The 18,498-nt window shown below is 48.0% G+C and carries 15 protein-coding genes; 8 read left to right on the forward strand and 7 right to left on the reverse strand.

Annotated elements, in window-relative coordinates; genetic code table 11:
- Positions 1-187: 187 nt before the first annotated feature.
- Complete coding sequence (locus NHN17_RS05120; protein WP_255041054.1) at positions 188-1,702, reverse strand: DUF3360 family protein; 1,515 nt, start codon at positions 1,700-1,702, stop codon at positions 188-190.
- A gap of 516 nt (positions 1,703-2,218) precedes the next feature.
- Positions 2,219-3,976 (reverse strand): 30S ribosomal protein S12 methylthiotransferase accessory factor YcaO, encoded by a 1,758-nt coding sequence (ycaO, locus tag NHN17_RS05125; RefSeq protein ID WP_255041055.1) that lies wholly within the window; start codon positions 3,974-3,976, stop codon positions 2,219-2,221.
- A gap of 379 nt (positions 3,977-4,355) precedes the next feature.
- Between ycaO and NHN17_RS05130 the strand changes: the two genes are divergently transcribed.
- Together NHN17_RS05130 and NHN17_RS05135 are read left to right on the forward strand one after the other, a co-directional pair.
- Positions 4,356-5,711 (forward strand): M20 family metallopeptidase, encoded by a 1,356-nt coding sequence (locus NHN17_RS05130; RefSeq protein WP_255041056.1) that lies wholly within the window; start codon positions 4,356-4,358, stop codon positions 5,709-5,711.
- Positions 5,708-7,189, forward strand: a complete 1,482-nt coding sequence (locus tag NHN17_RS05135) for a YfcC family protein (RefSeq protein ID WP_255041057.1) — start codon at positions 5,708-5,710, stop codon at positions 7,187-7,189. The genes NHN17_RS05130 and NHN17_RS05135 overlap by 4 nt, the downstream gene beginning before the upstream one ends.
- A 72-nt stretch (positions 7,190-7,261) precedes the next feature.
- Here the strand turns inward: NHN17_RS05135 and NHN17_RS05140 are convergent, their stop codons facing one another.
- Positions 7,262-8,791, reverse strand: a complete 1,530-nt coding sequence (locus NHN17_RS05140; protein WP_255041058.1) for an ABC transporter substrate-binding protein — start codon at positions 8,789-8,791, stop codon at positions 7,262-7,264.
- Positions 8,792-9,278: 487 nt separating this feature from the next.
- Here NHN17_RS05140 and NHN17_RS05145 point away from each other — a divergent pair, with 487 nt between their 5' ends.
- The 4 genes from NHN17_RS05145 (at position 9,279) to NHN17_RS05160 (ending at position 12,459) form a co-directional block, all read left to right on the forward strand.
- Positions 9,279-10,049, forward strand: a complete 771-nt coding sequence (locus NHN17_RS05145; RefSeq protein ID WP_255041059.1) for an ABC transporter ATP-binding protein — start codon at positions 9,279-9,281, stop codon at positions 10,047-10,049.
- A 134-nt stretch (positions 10,050-10,183) separates the two neighbouring features.
- On the forward strand, positions 10,184-10,960 hold the full coding sequence (gene aotJ, locus NHN17_RS05150; protein WP_255041060.1) for an L-arginine-binding protein AotJ: 777 nt from the start codon (positions 10,184-10,186) through the stop codon (positions 10,958-10,960).
- A 78-nt stretch (positions 10,961-11,038) separates the two neighbouring features.
- A complete protein-coding gene (locus NHN17_RS05155; RefSeq protein WP_255041061.1) occupies positions 11,039-11,779 on the forward strand; it encodes an ABC transporter permease in 741 nt (246 codons plus the stop codon).
- Between the two features lie 2 nt (positions 11,780-11,781).
- Positions 11,782-12,459: an ABC transporter permease gene (locus NHN17_RS05160; RefSeq protein WP_255041062.1), complete on the forward strand. Its 678-nt coding sequence runs from the start codon at positions 11,782-11,784 to the stop codon at positions 12,457-12,459.
- A 66-nt stretch (positions 12,460-12,525) separates the two neighbouring features.
- On the opposite strand, the gene grxB is transcribed toward NHN17_RS05160, so the two are convergent.
- From grxB to NHN17_RS05175, 3 genes are all read right to left on the reverse strand, one after another.
- On the reverse strand, positions 12,526-13,176 hold the full coding sequence (grxB, locus tag NHN17_RS05165; RefSeq protein ID WP_255041063.1) for a glutaredoxin 2: 651 nt from the start codon (positions 13,174-13,176) through the stop codon (positions 12,526-12,528).
- 88 nt (positions 13,177-13,264) lie between these two features.
- Positions 13,265-14,071, reverse strand: a complete 807-nt coding sequence (xthA, locus tag NHN17_RS05170; protein ID WP_255041064.1) for an exodeoxyribonuclease III — start codon at positions 14,069-14,071, stop codon at positions 13,265-13,267.
- A gap of 559 nt (positions 14,072-14,630) precedes the next feature.
- Positions 14,631-14,864 carry a hypothetical protein gene (locus NHN17_RS05175; RefSeq protein WP_255041065.1) on the reverse strand — a complete coding sequence of 78 codons (234 nt, stop codon included), beginning with the start codon at positions 14,862-14,864 and terminating at the stop codon, positions 14,631-14,633.
- A gap of 229 nt (positions 14,865-15,093) precedes the next feature.
- On the opposite strand from NHN17_RS05175, the gene NHN17_RS05180 reads away from it, so the two are divergent.
- Positions 15,094-15,345 (forward strand): GlsB/YeaQ/YmgE family stress response membrane protein, encoded by a 252-nt coding sequence (locus NHN17_RS05180; protein ID WP_255041066.1) that lies wholly within the window; start codon positions 15,094-15,096, stop codon positions 15,343-15,345.
- A gap of 157 nt (positions 15,346-15,502) precedes the next feature.
- A complete protein-coding gene (locus NHN17_RS05185) occupies positions 15,503-16,468 on the forward strand; it encodes a glutathione S-transferase family protein (protein ID WP_255041067.1) in 966 nt (321 codons plus the stop codon).
- Positions 16,469-16,510: 42 nt separating this feature from the next.
- On the opposite strand, the gene NHN17_RS05190 is transcribed toward NHN17_RS05185, so the two are convergent.
- Complete coding sequence (locus NHN17_RS05190; protein WP_255041068.1) at positions 16,511-18,208, reverse strand: response regulator; 1,698 nt, start codon at positions 18,206-18,208, stop codon at positions 16,511-16,513.
- Positions 18,209-18,498 lie beyond the last annotated feature (290 nt).

The raw sequence follows: 18,498 nt of genomic DNA on the forward strand, positions 1-18,498 counted from the left end.
GTAGAAAAAACACGTACTGCGCTGGCTGTTGAGCCAGCCATCACCAAATGGTGAACAGCACACTTTATATATACAATAATACGGATAACCAAAAAGCGTGTCAGGATAGTGACCGTTTGATTATTCGTATTAGTGCTATCGACACTAATGGAGTAGGGCAGTGCATGCACTGCCCTGTATACCTTTCTTACAGTAGCGCTGGAATACCGTATTGGCCTTCAAGCATACCTACTGCCAGCATCGCAACCAAACAAATGATTAGCGCGCCTGCTGGAATGATGATTTTATCGACAATTGACAGCTTAGCTGCACGTTCTTTGTTACCGATAAGACCATTGTTGTCTAGCAGCATGGTTAGTGCCCATGCTAGAACAGGGTTAGCAACGATTGCTGCGAACACACAGATACCAGCAGCCTGTGAGTCTTTGGTGTCTTTCACCATCTGAACACCGGCTTCAAGAAGCGGCAGGAATACACCTACAAGCAGTGCGATACGCATTACTGGTGGCCATACTGCTACATCCATTGGGAAACCAAGGATCGCGACGATGATACACATCACACCCAGTAGAATCGCACCTGCTGGAATTGGACGCTTCGCAATACCAGCTGGGATAATATACGTACCCCAAGATGACGTGATGTTACAACCACCGACCGCTGTACCTACCATCTGGCGTAGTGAACAAGTTGTCATGGTGTCATCAACGTCCATCAGAACGCGATCAGTGCCTTTCGGGTAGTTCAGCTCTTGGAAGATACGGTGACCCAAGAAATCTGGTGACCACATAGCTACAGCAAGAATCGCAAACGGCAGAGAGGCAATGAATTGCTCAAGACCTGGCAGGCCAAGCATCCAACCCTGCTCTGTGCTACCCCACCAGTACACTGGGTTTAGGTTAGGCAAACCTGTTTCGGTTTCGAATACTAGGTCAAAGCCCGCACCAAGTGCAAGGGAAACCAGCAATCCGGTTATTGCACAGGCTGGGATCGCCAGCCAACGCTTGTTTACTTTGGCTAGGTAGGCGTAAAGAATAATGTTTACAGCCAGTACCACCAAGCCGATATACCCGAGGCTACCTTGTGCAACATCCGCACTCTGCAGGCCAACAGCCCAAGACTGGATATCGCTGATCTGGCTCATCGCACCGGTAAAACCGAGGAAGATGAGTAGGCCACCGGCAACCCCCTCACTGGTGAGGTTAACCAGCTTCGAGCCACCCTTGAAGTAACTCAGCAATAGGCCGAAGACACCAATAAGGATAGCGAGCGCAAGTGGGTGGGCACCAGCCAAAGCAATGGTACCGATCAACGGGATCATTGGGCCGTGGTTACCCGCCAAGTTGGCGCGTGGGTTAAAAAATCCCGAGGCAAGGATACAAAAAAGAAGGGCCGGGATTAGCATTTCAACACGGGCGACTTCGATAGCAAATGTTTTGCCAAGCTCCACGTGATCCCAAGCTGCAGTCAGGCCATCAGCCCAAGACATCGCAACTGATGAGTACATCGCGATAATTGCAATCGTACCCGCTAGCGCAGGAACCAGATCTTCAAGCTCAAAACGGAAGTCACGGCCAGGAAGGTTTAGCTTCCAGCGGCGCGGTTTCATGATTTTCAGCTCATGATCAAGATAGTCGGAACGACTAGCGAAGTCAGATGCAGGGCGGTGTAGCTCCTGATAACTTCTTTCTTGTGATGACATAAGTGCCTCGTTCTACATTAAAAAATAATTATTATTTATATTGTTGGTTGAAACTTCCCCAACAAATCTGCCTATTGTTTGTATCTAAGCCAAGCAGTTGTTAAGTGTAATTTAATTTCACCAAATTTGGCTGCAGTGTACCGCTTGTCCAGTTAAATGGAATTGATCTCGATCACTCTCGCTAAAATTTTGTAAGTAAATCACCAAAAAAAATTGAGTGAAAAGAAAGTTTGTTGCGAACCATGAAAGAACATTTATAACAAAAGTAAAGTTATGTAATGCCGTTCTGGCCGTGTTTTTTGTTGTATAATATTGTTTTTATTGTGGTTATTGGCCTGCGCGGTGTTTTGTGCGGGCTACATAGATGTTACCTAAAAAGTAGCAGCTAAGTAAAAGCATTTTGTATAATGCATTCAACTTTTTTTGAATGAAATGAATAGGCGAAAGTGTAATCAAAGTACAAAATGAGCCCAGACTGATAGGGCATCAGTCTGGGCGCAATGCTACCATTTTAGCTTAGTTCTGCTTTTTTGCTGCTTGCAGCTTATGGTAAGACTGCAGTAGCTGTTGGTGAGTCGGGAACTGCCTCATGGTCAAATCGCCAGCCGTTAGGCCATGGAAGCGCACGCTACCTTCTATGGAGCCCCAAGCGGCTGCAACAACCTCTGCGCCGAACGTACGCTCGAAATCAGCTTTTAACGTGGCGGGATCATGCTCTTCGTCCAAAGCTAGCTTCAAACTGTCGACTAGGCAGCGAAAGAAATTGGTACGATCAGCGCTGTATGTCGAGGCATTGAACCCAATGCTCCACTCAGCGTATTCCAGCGCCAACTCAAGATCGCCGCCAGCCAGGGCGATTAAACATTTCAGTTCGCCGACTCGCAGGGTTTGCCACGCACTACCGGTATCGGTCGCCATACCAAGCATTGTCGGTAGCAATGTGTTGTCGTCGAACTCTTCTTCGGCAATATGGAACATTTCGGCATATTGCTCAGCATCCCATTCGATACTCGGTAATGCCAATAGCACCTCACGTAGCTCCAAGGCCACATTGTTGTTGGCTTCAATCAGATCTTCTACTGGGGATACCTCAGACCAGCCCGGTACGATGATACGGCAGCAATCAACACCGAGGTGGTCGTAATCAGCGATGTAGATATCGGCACCTTCAGCGTGCAATAAGCCTACCAAATGAGTGAAGTGCTCTTCAGAGGTACCCTTGATGTTCCAGTCGGCGAAATCAAAGTCTGGTTCAGGTTGGAACAATAGCGGTGAAACTAAGTTTGCTGATTCCGCTAACGGGTTTTCCGGAGAATAATCAGTATTGGTTGCTGATGCTTCGGCACAAGGTGCAAGGAGTGCATGAAGTTCATCAAGGCTTCTGCCTTGCAAGAGCTCGGTCATTGCACGCTCGACAGCGACCTCGAAACAAGGGTGAGCACCGAAAGATGCAAAACTCGCGCTATTGTCGGGGTTGGAGAGAACAACACAGACCACCGGGTACTTACCACCAAGGGAGGCATCGTAGCTGTTGACTCGGAACCCTTTCGCCTTGAGTGCGTCAATTGATTGCTGGATTTTGGCAAAACGGCTAATTACAGGTTCTGGGATTTCTGGCAGGCTGATTTGCTTATCAATTACGCGGCTTTTGATTTTACGTTCGATGATCTCGGATAGGGCCTGAGTACGGGCTTCGAACTGAGTATTACCCGCGGAAATACCACTGGATGCATACAAGTTGCCGATGATATTGACCGGCATGTAGATTGTTTGCTTGTCGCTTTGGCGTTCGAGAGGCAGAGTACAGATCCCTCGTTCCATGTTGCTTGACTGTAGATCGATCAGATCGGTGCCCAATAGTTCAAGGGTGGGATCGTAAAACTGGGTCAGGCGCTCGTCTAAGATCGCTTCCGGAGGCAAGTTTTCCTCAAGATCGATGGGGAACCACTTTTCGTTCGGGTAATGAACGAACTCGTTATTGGCAATCGCTTCGCCCAAATAGTAATCGTTGTAGAAGTCGTTGGTTGCCAGACGCGTGAGGTAGTCGCCAAGAGCTGACGCCAGAGCTGACTTTTGACTTGTTCCCTTACCGTGGCTGACATTCATCGGTGCATCTATATCGCGGATCTGTACAGACCAGATATTGGGGAGCGGGTTGTGCCACGAGGCACTTTCAATGCTGTCAATATTGAAGCCAAGCGCTTGGAGTTGAGTTTGGAAACGCTCAATGGTTTCTTCTAGCGTGGCGTCTTTACCGGTTATAAATGTTGTCATTATCGATCTCGTCACAAGACAGGAGGTTGAATGGCGCGAAGTATAACTAATTATGAACAAGTTGCCTAAATGTGGCCGGATTAGGCACGCGGTTCAATTCCGTACCTGCCCTAAACGAACATATTGATGAAAGGCCAAATAGTGCTAATTGAAGTCACTGGGGGATGGAAACATTTTGTCGATATTTTGACCGCAGTCCCATATTGTGCGGGCGACCAGTGAAAGTAGTCACAGATATTCCCTATTGCTTGTAGCAGAATGAATTGGTCAGACGAGTTCTAACTAACTAATAATTCTGATTTAAAATAGATATTCACTACTTATGTCGGTGGGCGTTCACCTATGCAGACAAAAGTAGATGGAATCAAAGAGGGATACGATGAAAGCAACAATAGCATCAAATATCGACGCGCTGCGTGATGACTATATTGCCGCAGTGACGCGATTGGTGGCGATACCCAGTGTGTATCAGGAGGATGATAGTGGTAAGCCGTTTGGCAAGCCTATTGACGACTGCCTGGATGAAACACTGAAGTTATGCCATGACCTTGGGTTTGCCATCTATAAGGATCACAAAGGATATTACGGCTATGCCGAGATCGGTGATGGCGAGCAAATGATAGGGGTGTTGGGCCATTTGGATGTGGTACCAACCGGTGATATGTCGGCTTGGCATTCTGATCCGTTTAGCCCGGAAATCCGCGACGGTCGTTTATATGGCCGCGGAACCCAAGACGACAAAGGGCCAGCGCTGGCTGCTATTTATGCAGTAAAAGCCCTGATTGATAGCGGTGTGGTGTTGAATAAACGCATCCGCTTCATTTTTGGCACCGATGAAGAAACCTTGTGGCGCTGTATCGACCGCTATTTAGCAAAAGAAGAAGTGCCAAGCTGCGGCTTCACGCCAGACTCTGCCTTCCCGCTAATTCATGCTGAAAAAATGCTGATCCAATCTTGGCTTCATGGCCCGGGCGATGATCTGCTGTCGCTTGATTGTGGTGGTGCCCTGAATGCAGTGCCGGAACTGGCCAAATATGAAGGTCCGTTATGGGATGAATTAGCCGCCAAGCTTGATGAGCTGGGCTATGACTTTACCGCAGAAGATGCTGAAGTCACGGTGTTTGGCAAGGCCGCGCACTCTGCTGCCAGCGATACCAAAGGGGTCAACGCGATTGCTCGCCTGTGTTTGGCACTAAGCCGTATTGGGGTGACGCACCCTGTGATCAAATTTGTTGCCGAGCAGGTAGGTGAAGATGCCAATGCCAAAGAGATTTTCGGCCCGCTCGAGGATGTCAGTGGCCGCTTGACCTTCAACGTTGCCCAGCTTGAACTCAGCGAGCAGGCAAGCAAGCTCGGGATTGATATCCGAGTGCCGGTTTCATTCGAAAAAAACGACTTCGATAATGATATTCAGGCGGTGGCTGAGCAGTATGGTTTGCGCTACGAGGAATTTGATGTGCTACCTTCCTTGTATATGCCTGCAGAAAGCCCGGTGATCCAAACGCTGATGAAGGCTTACCAAGAAATCAGCGGAGATATGGACAGCGAGCCGATGACATCCGGTGGGGCAACGTATGCCCGTGCGATACCAAATTGTGTGGCCTATGGGGCGATTTTCCCTGGCCGCGACAAAGTAGAGCACATGCCGAATGAATATTTGATTATTGATGACATGCTCAAAGCCATGAATGTGTATGCCAACGCGATTTATCAGCTGCAGGGAGTAGAGCTATGACCACGACTACAGAGGCTGGCAAAATGAAACGTTCTTTCAAAATGCCGACTGTTTATACCATCCTTTTTTCCATTATTGCCCTTGTTGCCTTGCTGACATGGATCATGCCAGCGGGTAAGTATGATTACATCGTCAATGGGACCGATGTGGTGATCCCGGCGGCTGAAGTGCTGGATTACGACGGCGGTGAGCGGTTACTTCCTATTCCCGGTACCTACCAAGAACTGGAGTCATCGCCACAGGGATTCATTGATATCCTGATGGCCCCGATAAAGGGCTTCCACAAGGCGGTTGATGTTGCGCTGTTTGTATTGGTGATCGGTGGTTTCCTTGCCGTGACCATGCGCACCGGTGCGATGGACTCCGGTGTGGCTGCGATTGTCCGTAAGTTCCGTGGCCGTGAACAGGTGATGATCCCGGTATTGATCACCTTGTTTGCACTCGGTGGTTCTACCTACGGGATGGCGGAAGAAACCGTGGCCTTCTGGGCGGTGATCCTGCCTGTCATGGCAGTGGCGGGCTACGACCGCATGGTAGCTGCTGGGATCATCCTGTTGGGCTCCGGGGTCGGGGTCTTGGCTTCGACGGTGAACCCATTTGCGACCGGTATTGCTTCAGGTTTCGCTGGCTTGCCAATCGGTGACGGTATCGTACTTCGTGTGGTGCAACTCGCCATTTTGATTGTGTTGGCATCCTGGTACGTAATGCGTTATGCCTCGAAGGTTAAAGCGGATAAAGCCAACTCGGTGCTGGCGGATATTGAGTTTAACGACGAATTTTCCCATGTGAGTGAAGATACCGGCGAGTTCACCACTAAGCAGAAGTGGACCATGGGGATCTTCTTCGGTGCTTTCTTGGTGATGATCTACGGTGTTATTCCATGGGAAGACATGGGGATTACCGCGATTCCAACCCTGTGGTGGTGGTTCGATGAGCTGTCGACCCTGTTTTTGGCGTCAGCAATCTTGATTGCGATCATCAACCGTATGCCTGAAGGGGACTTCATCAGGACCTTTATCGAAGGGGCTAAAGATCTGATCGGTGTTGCACTCGTGGTCGCTGTTGCCCGTGGTATCTATGTGGTGATGGATAACGGTGTGATCATCGATACTATTCTTAACTGGGCGGAAGGTGTGGTGACCGGCCTGTCATCCGGTGTCTTTGTGGTCGTGACTTACTTCGTCCATATTGTCCTGAGCTTCTTCATTCCATCGACCTCAGGCTTGGCGACAGTATCTATGCCGCTAATGGCACCGCTGGCAGACTTCTCGGGTATCGGCCGTGATTTGATTATCACAGCTTACCAGTCTGCGAGTGGTTGGATTAACATCTTCGCGCCAACGGCTGGTCACTTGGTTGCTGGTTTGGCGTTGGCGAAAATCCCTTACGAGCGCTTCCTTAAATGGGTGATGCCGTTTGTCGTTATGGTGTTGGTTGTTACTGTTGTGCTGCTGTTTGCAGGTGCTGCAATGGTGTAAGGGTGCATCCCACCGAAGAAAAGCGAGCCTTCTGGCTCGCTTTTTTGATGCGGCTTTTTAATCAAACTTGTATTACTCAGGCTCGGACACCTGTTTTTTAGGTCTCAAGGAGAGTACATGCAGCAGGCGCTCGGGCGCTTGTGGCCAGATCAACGGACTGGCAACTGGGTTCTCCTTGGTAAACCAGCCTTCGAAACGACGGGTATTGTACTGGTAGAACTCAACAGTGTTGTAAAGCGGAACAGTGACTTGCTGGTTGGCAATGATCTGGTTGAGTTCACGGATGATTTGGTGACGTTGCTGGTTGGTTGTCGCGATCGGAAATTGTGTCAGTAGCTTATCGACCCGTGGGTTTTGATAATAGTGCATTGCATAGCGCGGGTAGTGAGGGGCCTGATAGTTGCTGTTGAACGCCATATCAAAGTATTTGAATGGGGTCGGTCCCTGCGGATAGTTAGTGATCGCCAACTGGTAGTCTGCACGGGCGAGTCGGTCGTTGAACTCTAGGAAGTCAGCCTGAACAGAAGCTACCCTGATCCCGGCTTGGCGTAACATTTCACTGATCAACTGAGCGGTCGTATTAAAATCAGACCAACCCTTTGGCGTAATGATAGTCAGTGCCAATGGCTTGCCTCCCGGTAGTTCACGCCACCCGTCGCCATTGCTGTCGATTAGGTTGACTCGATCAAATAAATCTTTTGCCAGCATTGGATTATAGGAGACGTATGGTCGGTATTTTTCGGCGATGATAGGGTCTGCCCAGGAGCTGAAGCGTTCACTCATCCCTGAGGCATATCGGGGTGGCTCACCCTGTCCGAAGGCGGCAATGTCGATCAATAGCTGGCGCTGCAAAGTCATTGAGATAGCACGGCGAAATTCAACGCGGCTGAACAGATCACGCACATCAGGATCGGCAACCTTGAAGTTAAACATCAAGTTGACGTTGCTCGCGGGTGGTAGCCAGTACTTAAAGTCTGGTGAGTAGGACGCGTAGTGGCGCTCAATATCGGGAATGAAGCTGCCCGTCCAGTCGAATTCGCCCTTAGAAATTCTGGAAATGAAATCATCGTTGGTGGTGACTTTAGGGTAGCGTAAACAGTCGATGTTGAGTCTATCTGCTTGCCAATAGGCGGGATTAGCACATTGTAAGTAGCCGTTTTCATCCAGTGCCTGTATATCGGTAAAAGGGCCAGAGCCGACTGGGTCTGAATTGGTGAATTGGGCAAAATTGTCCACCAATTGCCACTGGTGCTTTGGCACGATAGGAAAAAGAACAAGGGTATAGGCGACGAGGGCATTAGGCTTTTTTAGTCGGAAATGTACCTCGTGTTCGCTGCGCTTTTCGATGGATTTCACCCACTGCCTAATGCCGTGTGAGTCAAGTTCTGGATATTTAAGCGCAATGGAAAACGAAAAAATGACGTCATCAGCACTGAATGGTTTTCCATCTGACCAGGTCACCCCTTCACGAAGGGAAAAACTGATCCCCATTAAATCCTTGTCAAGTTGGTATCCTGTTGCCAGACGGTACTCAGGCTTGTTGTTTTGCAGTGTGTTGAAGATAACCAAGGGCTCAAATATGAATTCATGCGTCGTAGGCATGCTTGCTTTGGAGAAGGGATTAAAGTTGGCAGTTATCGAATCTTTATACTCGGGCACTATGGTCAGAATTGTTACAGATTGTGGCTGGGATGCATGTGAATAGTTAAACGGAAAAAATGTGCTAAAAACAAGCAGTAACAGGCTGTATACGTAGCACGTCGACTGTGTTGGATTTGCTGTAATTATTGATTTATCAAACATATTTAGCCCGGCTATGTATTTTCCCACTTAAATTACCGCATGCTGATAAATAGTTCAATGTCGGTGAAATATACGTTAGTCGCTGTTTTATTCTTAAAATGTGACTGGTTATTCTTTCTTTGTGCTGGTTAATGAAATGTTGCCAAACTTTATTTCTAGTGATACCGTCGATGAAAGTGTTCGCAAAGCAGGTAATGTTTTGCCTTTTTTAGGCAGCGAGATCCCACTCATTAACAGATACAGTGAAGGGATATGGTAATTCACGGAGTAACAGGAGTTGGCGCACATGGCAGGTGAAGTGGCGCTTGATGTAAGGGATTTGCATAAGTCTTTTGGTCAGAACGAAGTCCTGAAAGGAATATCGTTAACGGCCCACCGTGGTGATGTAATTTCGATTATTGGCTCTTCCGGTTCGGGGAAGAGTACTTTTCTGCGTTGTATCAATCTACTCGAAACACCGACTCAGGGCGAGATCTGGGTTAACGGTGAACTGATTAAAATGAAAAATAATCGACAGGGAGAATTTCTTCCCGTTGATGAAAAACAAGTACAACGCATTCGATCTCGCCTTGCGATGGTCTTCCAAGGCTTTAACCTCTGGTCACACATGACTGTGCTGGGCAATGTTATCGAGGCCCCAGTGCATGTGTTGGGGGTGCCTAAAGCCGAGGCGATTGAGCGTGGTGAAGCTTTATTGAAAAAGGTTGGCCTTTATGAGCGCCGTAATTATTACCCAGGTCATTTATCGGGTGGACAGCAGCAACGTGCTGCGATTGCACGGGCACTGGCGGTAGACCCTGAGGTCATGCTATTCGATGAACCGACATCAGCCCTTGACCCTGAGTTGGTGGGTGAAGTGTTGGGGGTAATGCAAGACTTAGCACAAGAAGGCCGAACCATGCTGGTGGTTACCCACGAGATGGCCTTCGCTCGTGATGTATCTAATCAGGTGATGTTCCTGCATCAGGGGAAAGTGGAGGAGCAGGGCGATCCAGAAAAGCTATTTTCGAACCCTGAGTCGGAACGTCTCCAGCAGTTTATTTCATCGATTTATTAAGCAAGTATGCAACATGTAACTCATATAGCATCGAGTGACCCAAGGGGACCTGTTTGGGGATAGGAAACCATCGAGACTAAGGGCCACAAGTGAAGTGCAATACAACAAGACTAAAAGTACAGCAGGAGTAAATAATGAAAAAATGGATTTTGGCAGCAGCCGTAGTGACAGCATTGGGTACCACAGCGGTACAGGCAAAGGAGTGGAAAACGGTGCGTTTCGGCATTGAAGGTGCTTACCCTCCGTTTAGCTGGACCGAGCCAAATGGCGAGCTACGTGGTTTCGATGTGGATATGGCCAACGCGCTGTGTAAAGAGTTGGAAGCCGAATGTAAAATCGTAGCCCAAGACTGGGATGGCATTATTCCATCACTGCTGGCGCGTAAGTACGATGCCATTATCGCGGCTATGTCTATTACCGAAGAGCGTAAGAAGCGTATCGACTTTACTGGCAAGTATGCCCTTATTCCTAACAAGTTTGTTGCCAAGAAAGGGACTGATATCGACTTCACCAAAGAAGGCCTTAAAGGCGTTAAAGTGGGTGTCCAGCGGGCAACAACTCATGACAAATACCTAAGCGATAATTTTGATGGTTCAGTTGAGATTGTTCGCTACGGCTCATTTGACGACGCATACCTTGACCTGAAAGCTGGCCGTATTGCCACTGTGCTGGGTGATGCCTCTGCACTTGAAGAAGGCTTGTTAAACAAGCCGGGTGGTGACGGTTATGAGTTTATCGGTCCGTCTCTGACTGATCCTAAATGGTTCGGTGATGGTTTTGGTATTGCCGTTCGCAAGCAAGATAAAGATCTGACCAAGCAGCTTGATGAAGCTATCAAGTCACTCCGTGAGAAAGGAATTTATCAGCAGATCGCATCGAAGTACTTTGCTTACGATGTTTACGGTGAGTAATCAGTAGAAATTGTGCTGTGATCCTGATGGCAAGCCCCTTCAGGATCACTCTCCTAAGCTGTAAGAAGGAGCTTCCTTTTGATTGATTTGAAAGGTTATGAATGGTCACTGGTGGAAGGGGCATGGCTTACCCTGCAAGTCGCTTTGTTATCACTGGTGTTGGCGATGGTTCTGGGCATGCTGGGCGCGTTGGCAAAGATATCGCCTTATCGCTGGGTGCGGGCCATTGCCACATTCTATACCACAGTGATCCGTGGCATTCCCGATCTGGTATTGATGATGCTGATCTTCTTTGGTGGCCAGATGTTGCTTAACGATAGCCTCTACCGGATCAATGAATTTATCAATGGTTATTTTACGTCTTCGGATCCAAACCATGAGTGGACCGCTTATCTACCCGATTATATTGAGATCAGCCCGTTTATAGCAGGGATCTTAACGATTGGTTTTATCTTCGGTGCTTACATGGCAGAGACTTTCCGTGGCGCGATTATGGCTGTCGATAAAGGGGAGCTCGAGGCCGGTAAAGCCTACGGTATGAGTGGTTTCCTTTCTTTTCGTCGTATCCTGTTACCGCAGATGGTTCGCCATGCCTTGCCGGGGTTTGGCAACAACTGGCTGGTACTTCTGAAAACTACGGCTCTTGTATCCGTAATTGGGCTTGATGATATGGTGCGCAAAGGCGCGCTGGCGGCAGGGACAACCCAGATGCCATTTACATTTTATATGTCAGTGGCGGTTATTTTCCTTCTCTTTACTTCGCTCTCGACCACTGGCCTAAAGTGGGCTGAGCGTCGATTTAGTATTCACACGAGGTAGGTATGGACTTTAGTATTCTGACTGACTCGTGGCCGATTTATTTGCAAGGGTTGTATACCACGGTATGGTTAGTGGCCGCTGCCTTGGTGATTGGCTTGGTGATTGCGATTCCGGTAGGGATCGCTCGTAACAGCAAGATGCCATTGATTTATCTTCCGGCCTGGGCATTTATCTATTTTTTCCGTGGCACCCCGTTGCTGATCCAGCTGTATTTGATTTACTACGGCTTGAGTCAATTGATCAATGTGCAAGGCACGATGTGGCAGGAGGCGTGGTTCTGTGCGCTGGTGGCTTTTGTGCTCAATACCGCAGCCTATACTGCAGAGATTGTCCGTGGTTCGATTAACAGTATGCCGAAAGGCGAAATTGAAGCCGCCAAGGCGTATGGTATGAGTCCCGCTCAGGCTTTCCGCCGGATCATTTTGCCAAGCTCGCTGCGACGTGCTTTGCCAGCTTACAGTAACGAAGTTATTTTCATGCTCCATGGCTCGGCTGTGGCTGGTATCGTGACGATTGTCGATCTCACTGGGGCGGCAAAAATTGTCAACTCCCGCTACTACGCACCGTTTGAGTCTTACCTGTTCGCCGGTATGTTTTATATGATACTGACGTTTATCATCCTATGGGGGTTCCGCAAGCTAGAGGGACGTTGGATGAGACATATGCGGCCATTGTCGTAGTGGTAGTCGATTGTGAAAAGAAAAGCCCAGCCAATATCAATTGGCTGGGCTTTTTTAAGACAGGTATTACACTGCAATATCGTCGTATAGCGTTATAGCGGTCAGCGCTGCTACCTCATCGATGTACTGGCGGATGCGGTTGGGGAACTGAATGCCTTTGACTACCGTCAGGTTGCGCAGTGACGGGAACAGGTTGACGTCGTCATAGCTCAGGACATTGTTGCGCTCAGACGGTAACAGCAGCCATGATAGCAGCGCGAAGGAGTCATTGAGCTCGGCCAAATACGCTTCAGTCTTGCTAAAGGCATCATCAAAATCTTGCTCAATCATTGCTGCCTTGTTTTTGGTGAACCATGCCTTGGCTTCTTCACATTGAAATTCCGGCAGTTCGACTTTCATCCAGCGCGGGTATAGTAAGCGGCTGCTGAATGGACGGGCAACATTCGACCAAGTGCTGATGTTGTCGTCGTTGCTGCCGGTTGCCAATATCGGGTTGCCATCAAGGGCGTCGATATAAGCAGCGATATCCAAGCTTTCGGCCATGTAGCTGCCGTCTTCTTTTTGCAATATAGGTACGAGGTTAGCACCGACTTTGTCGATACGTGCATCTACGTCATGGTTCTGCAGGTAGACCAGTTCAATATCAGCCCTCTTCAGGCCCGCCACCATCATGGCTTTGATACAGAAAGGGCAGTGATCAAATACAAATAGTTTCATCTTCTTTCCTTGTGAGTCAACTTGTGCATTGGAATTGCCAGTGAGGAAAAATCATTTCACTCACTGATTTTATGTGTATGACTTAGCCTTACTGGAAGGTTGACCAAATAGGCGCGTGGTCAGATGGTTTTTCGATACCACGAAGTTCGTAGTCGATACCCGCTGCAATGCAGCGCTCAGCCAGTGTAGGCGTTGCCAGAATAACGTCGATGCGTAGGCCCCGGTTATCCACGAAGCCTTTTGAGCGATAGTCGAACCACGAGAACTGGTCGTCAACATCTGGATGAAGTTGGCGGAAGGTGTCAACAAAACCCCAGTCGAGCAAGGTTTTAAGCCATTCGCGCTCAATAGGCAGGAACGAACACTTGCCGGTTTTTAGCCAGCGCTTGGCGTTGGCTGGGCCGATACCTATATCTAGGTCAATTGAGCTGATGTTGATATCACCCATTACAATCACTTCTTCATCGTTGTTGTGGTGATCGTTGAGGTACGTCATCAGGTCGGCGTAGAATTTCTCTTTGGCCGGGAACTTGGTTTCGTGGCTGATGTTGTCGCCCTGTGGGAAGTAGCCGTTCAATACCGTTACCTTGCGGCCATCTTCCTGCTCGAATGTTGCCATGATCATGCGGCGCTGGGCGTCTTCATCATCGGTCGGGAAGCCTTTGCGTACTTCAATGGGCGTTTGCTTGCACAGCATTGCCACGCCGTAGTGGGCTTTCTGGCCGTGGTGGTAGACCTTATAACCCATGGCCTCGACATCTTCGATCGGGAAAGCTTCGTCATGGACCTTGATTTCTTGCAAGCCGATCACATCTGGCTGGTGTTTGTCGATCAAAGCTTGCAGTTGGTGAAGGCGGGCACGAAGGCCGTTGATATTGAAGGAAATGACTTTCATTGATTTTGATGTCCTTGATTGTATTGGTTGCTGATGCAAACGCTACATCTGGCTGATTTTGCTCAGATCCAAGAGTTATACCAATCTGGATAAGTAGTTGATCTATAGATTGCACAGGAAAAATTGTTGTTATCAAGGTGGAGGTTGTAGTAACTAGTGGCTCTAATTACAAAACCTCTAACGCAGCTAACAGCGATTTTAGCCAGCAAGATTGATCAAATACTTATGTCGGTTGGTATTATAGTAATGGGTTGATATTACCATCATTTCTCGTCAATTGGCTGCTCTATGCGCGATAAAGTACAGCTACTACTCGTACTGAGAGCAACAGCTGACATAAAATTAATGGCTCATAATAACCGGCGATAAAGGGCTAGGAGAATATGGAGGCAAGCATGCTTCCCAAAGGTCGAATCAATTTGCTCAACCTTCGGGAGTGTGAACCCAAGAGGGCGGTGCCAGAGCTTTACCTTGTGGGTTGTTTAAGGTAAATGACCATTGGAAATAGCCCGCCTACTTTGCTGGAGGTGTACACATGTAAAGAGTATTCGGTCAAGGATTAGTAATCGTCATCTTCTGAGTTTTCAATCTCTTGCTCCTCAGGCATGTCGGAATCGTCATGCTCTTCCGTTTCCTCCATCGTTTCCGCTTCTTCATTGTCATGCATTTCTTCCATACCGCTCTCAGCTTCTGTTGCGGCTTCAGGAGAGGAGGCCGGTGGTGTGGGCTCACCGCAGCCAGTGAGTAGTGATGCCAAGAGTATAAAAAAGCCAATAGTCAGTTTGTTCAACATATACATCGTCCTCATGCTGGGAAGGCTTTAGATGAATAAGCCGTATGGCTCTTAAGGTTAGTGCAATAAGGTGCGATCTGCTGCACTTTATCCGCAATCAATGATGTGCTCGAGAAAGGTGAAGCATTCAAACAACTCCCCGATTTATGGTGGAGGATATATCGATATTAAACGACCTTGTCTAAGCTCAATTAGGTACCATTCAAACAACTGATAGCGAGGGTAAAGTATGGGATTTATTTCGTGGATCATCTTGGGTTTGATTGCTGGCGCATTGGCGAAGTGGTTAATGCCGGGTGATGATGGTGGTGGTTGGTTGGCAACTATTGGGCTGGGGATTGCGGGGGCTTTTGTCGGAGGCTGGGTTGGTTCATTTATCGGCCTTGGCGCGGCAACTGGGGTGAATATCGGTAGCTTGATCACGGCAACGTTCGGGGCATTAATCTTATTGTTTGCCTATAACAAGTTTTTACGCAAGTAATTTTCCCGGCTAAAGGGTGAAGTTGTTCAAGGAAATTGATGATCTTGTTCAGTTTCAGCCTCCGGACATCTTGTAACCCGCTCCTTATAATCGAGACATAGTTGATAGCTATGCGTGATTGAAAAAAGACATAGACGATTAAAGCGAGGAGTGGCTGATGGGCAAGTTGGTAAAAGGTGTTTGGCACGATGTTTGGTATGACACCGAACAGAGCAAGGGCGAGTTTATCCGCGAGGATGCGGGATTTCGCAATTGGTTGACTGTCGACGGCGGTGCTGGACCCAATGGGGAAATCGGATTTAAGGCTGAATCTGGCCGCTACCACCTTTTTATTTCGCTTGCTTGCCCGTGGGCGCACCGCACCCTGATTTTCCGTGCGCTGAAAGGGTTGGCACCGCACATTGGCGTCACGGTTGTTAGTCCAGATATGCAAACCAAAGGTTGGGAGTTTTCCCAGCCTGATCCCCTGTATGGCTTTGACTATATGCATCAAATTTATACCCAGGCTAAGAGTGATTATACAGGTAGGGTTACAGTACCTGTGCTTTGGGATAAGAAAACAGAAACCATTGTCAGCAATGAGTCGTCTGAGATTATCCGGATGTTCAATGATGCTTTCAATGACATCACGGGCAATCAGCAGGACTTCTATCCTCATGCTTTGCGTCAGGAAATTGAGCAGTGGAACGAATTTATTTACCCCAACATCAATAACGGGGTATATCGCTGCGGTTTTGCAACCACCCAAGAGGCGTACGAAGAGGCCTTTGATAACCTGTTCAGTGCACTAGATAGACTTGAGAGCCATTTGGCGGCAAGCCGATATTTGGTAGGAAACACACTGACTGAAGCAGACTGGCGATTGTTCACCACCTTGGTGAGGTTTGATGCGGCGTATGTTGGCCATTTTAAATGTAACCTCAAACGCATTGCTGATTACCCCAGCATTCAGGGTTATCTGAAAGAGCTTTATCAGTATCCGGCCATCGCTGATACCGTCGACCTGTACCATATCAAGCGGCACTATTACTTCAGCCATAACATGATTAACCCGACAGGTATTGTTCCTAAAGGGCCTGAGCTGGATTTATTGTCGCCACACGGCCGTGCTAGCCTGAGATAACAGTCTCTGAACAAAGACGTCCAAATGCCTACCCAGCGCTTTCTACTCAAGAAAACGTTGGGTTTGTTTTTGGTAGGTGAGTGCCACTTTATGTAGGTGAGGCGAGGCCCGTTTGCTGGTCATCCCCTCTAAGATTTGCTTGCGCCAGGCTTCTAAATCTCCGGGCAGAGGCATGTAGGTGATGGCTTTCATATTGCTTCTTATATCCTTATCACTGCCCGTGTTGAGATACAGCATACATTGCAGGTAGCCAAGGTTGGCTTCACTGCAAAATGGGTATTCATGGACAATATTCTGGTAGTAGAAAAAAGCTTGTTCCGGTGAGGTTTGCAACATTTGATAAGCCGCTTTTAATTGGCTTTCTAGTTGTTTGATCCTTTCGGCAAGGTGGCTTTGCTGCTTGATATCGTTGAGCCGGTTTTGGCTGTGGCCATCAAAGCGATTTCGCTTTTCAATTGCCTGCATCACGCTGCTGATCAATTGTGTTTCGCCGAAATGCACCAGTAGGGGGAGGGTGTCTGCCAACACCACCGATGGTAGCTTTGGGATCTTGTTGAAAAAATATGAGAGCCCCAGCAACAACCGCCGCTTGGCCTTCAGGGGCTGAGCATTACCCAGTAACAATCTGCTCGTGATGACATGACTGTAAGTGGTTAAAAAGGGTTTTTGTGCTGCCAACACTCTAGAATGAGCGCGATTGTTGATTTTTTGTAGTTCGAGTTTGAGTTGCTGGCGCTGAATCAGTGACGGCTGGTTAAAATAGACCTGTTCGAAAATAGCCATGTACTCTGCTAGGCAGATGATCCATTCGACATCGATAATCGGCAGATGATTTGCCAAACTATGCCCGGCTTTGATGACCTCTTCAACTCGGTCGAGATCGGCAGCCAGTTGCGCGACTCGAAGGGCGCGGTAGCTAATGCTCGGTGTGAGCTTGAGTGCTTTCTGGGCGCTGTTCAGCGCATCGTAATACGCTTTGTCCTGCTCTTGGTAATTGGCAAGGTAATCGTATAGCTCAATATGAAGAGGTGATTGCTGAAGTTGGCATTCAAGTAAATGGATCGCAGCTTTGAGCTGGTTATTATGGTGCAGTATCTTGGCCAGAATTAGGCTTAGTTTTGGTGATGGGTGATGCTTTTTTAATATATTGGCGTATTTCTCGGCTTGAAGCCATTGGCCGTCTTCGAGCATTAAATCGAGCAGCAGCCCTTCGAGCTTGTGGTGGTAGCCAGCATGTATCAATTGCTTTTTACATTGGATAATCGCTTTTTGTCGGTCTTGGTTTATCAGTGCCTTATAGACGGGTGTGCGAACTGCACACTCATAAAGTGTTGTTATCAGTTTGTCTTTGACTATGTCGGAAGTGATTGGTTTGGTCATGAAGCTGTCAGGCTCTACCGACATACTGGTTAATATTACCTCGGCAGAGTTATCGCCTGAAATCATAATAATGCCGCAGTAGGGGGAAATGAGCCTTTTCCGGCGAAGCAAGTTAATTAGTTCGGTTCCCGTAAATGGGCCTTCGAGGTGATAATCAATGAGCAGGACATCAAACGAATGATGTTCGCAATGCTGCATGGCTTGTTTATAGCTAAGCGCAGTGTCTACATGATTTAACCCGATTTGTAGCAAAATAGACTTGAGCATGGTGGTAGAAAGGCGCTGATCGTCAACAATCAAGGCTTTCACCGCATGCAGGGGGAACGCTTGTCTTCCTGACGGGCTTGTACTTTTTGGCATTTCCCTATTCCAAGTCATATGCTACGAATTGAATTTTAGGCATACATGAGACTTTTAGCCAAATAAGGGCAGAGTTTGAATGTGATTTTGATGGCTAAGGAGGAACCAAGGGCTAATACCAATCTGGATAAGTCGTTGATCAAATATTTATGTAGATTGGTATCGTGCAGATTTAGGCATGAAAAAAGCCAGTAGCTTAAGCTACTGGCTTTGAAATGATGGTGGAGGGAGATGGATTCGAACCATCGAAGGCAGAGCCGTCAGATTTACAGTCTGATCCCTTTGGCCAC

Origin of the sequence: Photobacterium pectinilyticum (assembly GCF_024357955.1) — a bacterium.
Taxonomy (GTDB): Bacteria; Pseudomonadota; Gammaproteobacteria; order Enterobacterales; family Vibrionaceae; genus Photobacterium; species Photobacterium pectinilyticum.

Excerpts from the sequence above, each read along its gene's own strand:
- NHN17_RS05120 (WP_255041054.1), bottom strand. The coding sequence starts at position 1,702 with ATGTCATCACAAGAAAGAAGTTATCAGGAGCTACACCGCCCTGCATCT.
- ycaO (WP_255041055.1), bottom strand. The coding sequence starts at position 3,976 with ATGACAACATTTATAACCGGTAAAGACGCCACGCTAGAAGAAACCATT.
- NHN17_RS05130 (WP_255041056.1), top strand. The coding sequence starts at position 4,356 with ATGAAAGCAACAATAGCATCAAATATCGACGCGCTGCGTGATGACTAT.
- NHN17_RS05135 (WP_255041057.1), top strand. The coding sequence starts at position 5,708 with ATGACCACGACTACAGAGGCTGGCAAAATGAAACGTTCTTTCAAAATG.
- NHN17_RS05140 (WP_255041058.1), bottom strand. The coding sequence starts at position 8,791 with ATGCCTACGACGCATGAATTCATATTTGAGCCCTTGGTTATCTTCAAC.
- NHN17_RS05145 (WP_255041059.1), top strand. The coding sequence starts at position 9,279 with ATGGCAGGTGAAGTGGCGCTTGATGTAAGGGATTTGCATAAGTCTTTT.
- aotJ (WP_255041060.1), top strand. The coding sequence starts at position 10,184 with ATGAAAAAATGGATTTTGGCAGCAGCCGTAGTGACAGCATTGGGTACC.
- NHN17_RS05160 (WP_255041062.1), top strand. The coding sequence starts at position 11,782 with ATGGACTTTAGTATTCTGACTGACTCGTGGCCGATTTATTTGCAAGGG.
- grxB (WP_255041063.1), bottom strand. The coding sequence starts at position 13,176 with ATGAAACTATTTGTATTTGATCACTGCCCTTTCTGTATCAAAGCCATG.
- xthA (WP_255041064.1), bottom strand. The coding sequence starts at position 14,071 with ATGAAAGTCATTTCCTTCAATATCAACGGCCTTCGTGCCCGCCTTCAC.
- NHN17_RS05175 (WP_255041065.1), bottom strand. The coding sequence starts at position 14,864 with ATGTTGAACAAACTGACTATTGGCTTTTTTATACTCTTGGCATCACTA.
- NHN17_RS05180 (WP_255041066.1), top strand. The coding sequence starts at position 15,094 with ATGGGATTTATTTCGTGGATCATCTTGGGTTTGATTGCTGGCGCATTG.
- NHN17_RS05185 (WP_255041067.1), top strand. The coding sequence starts at position 15,503 with ATGGGCAAGTTGGTAAAAGGTGTTTGGCACGATGTTTGGTATGACACC.
- NHN17_RS05190 (WP_255041068.1), bottom strand. The coding sequence starts at position 18,208 with ATGCCAAAAAGTACAAGCCCGTCAGGAAGACAAGCGTTCCCCCTGCAT.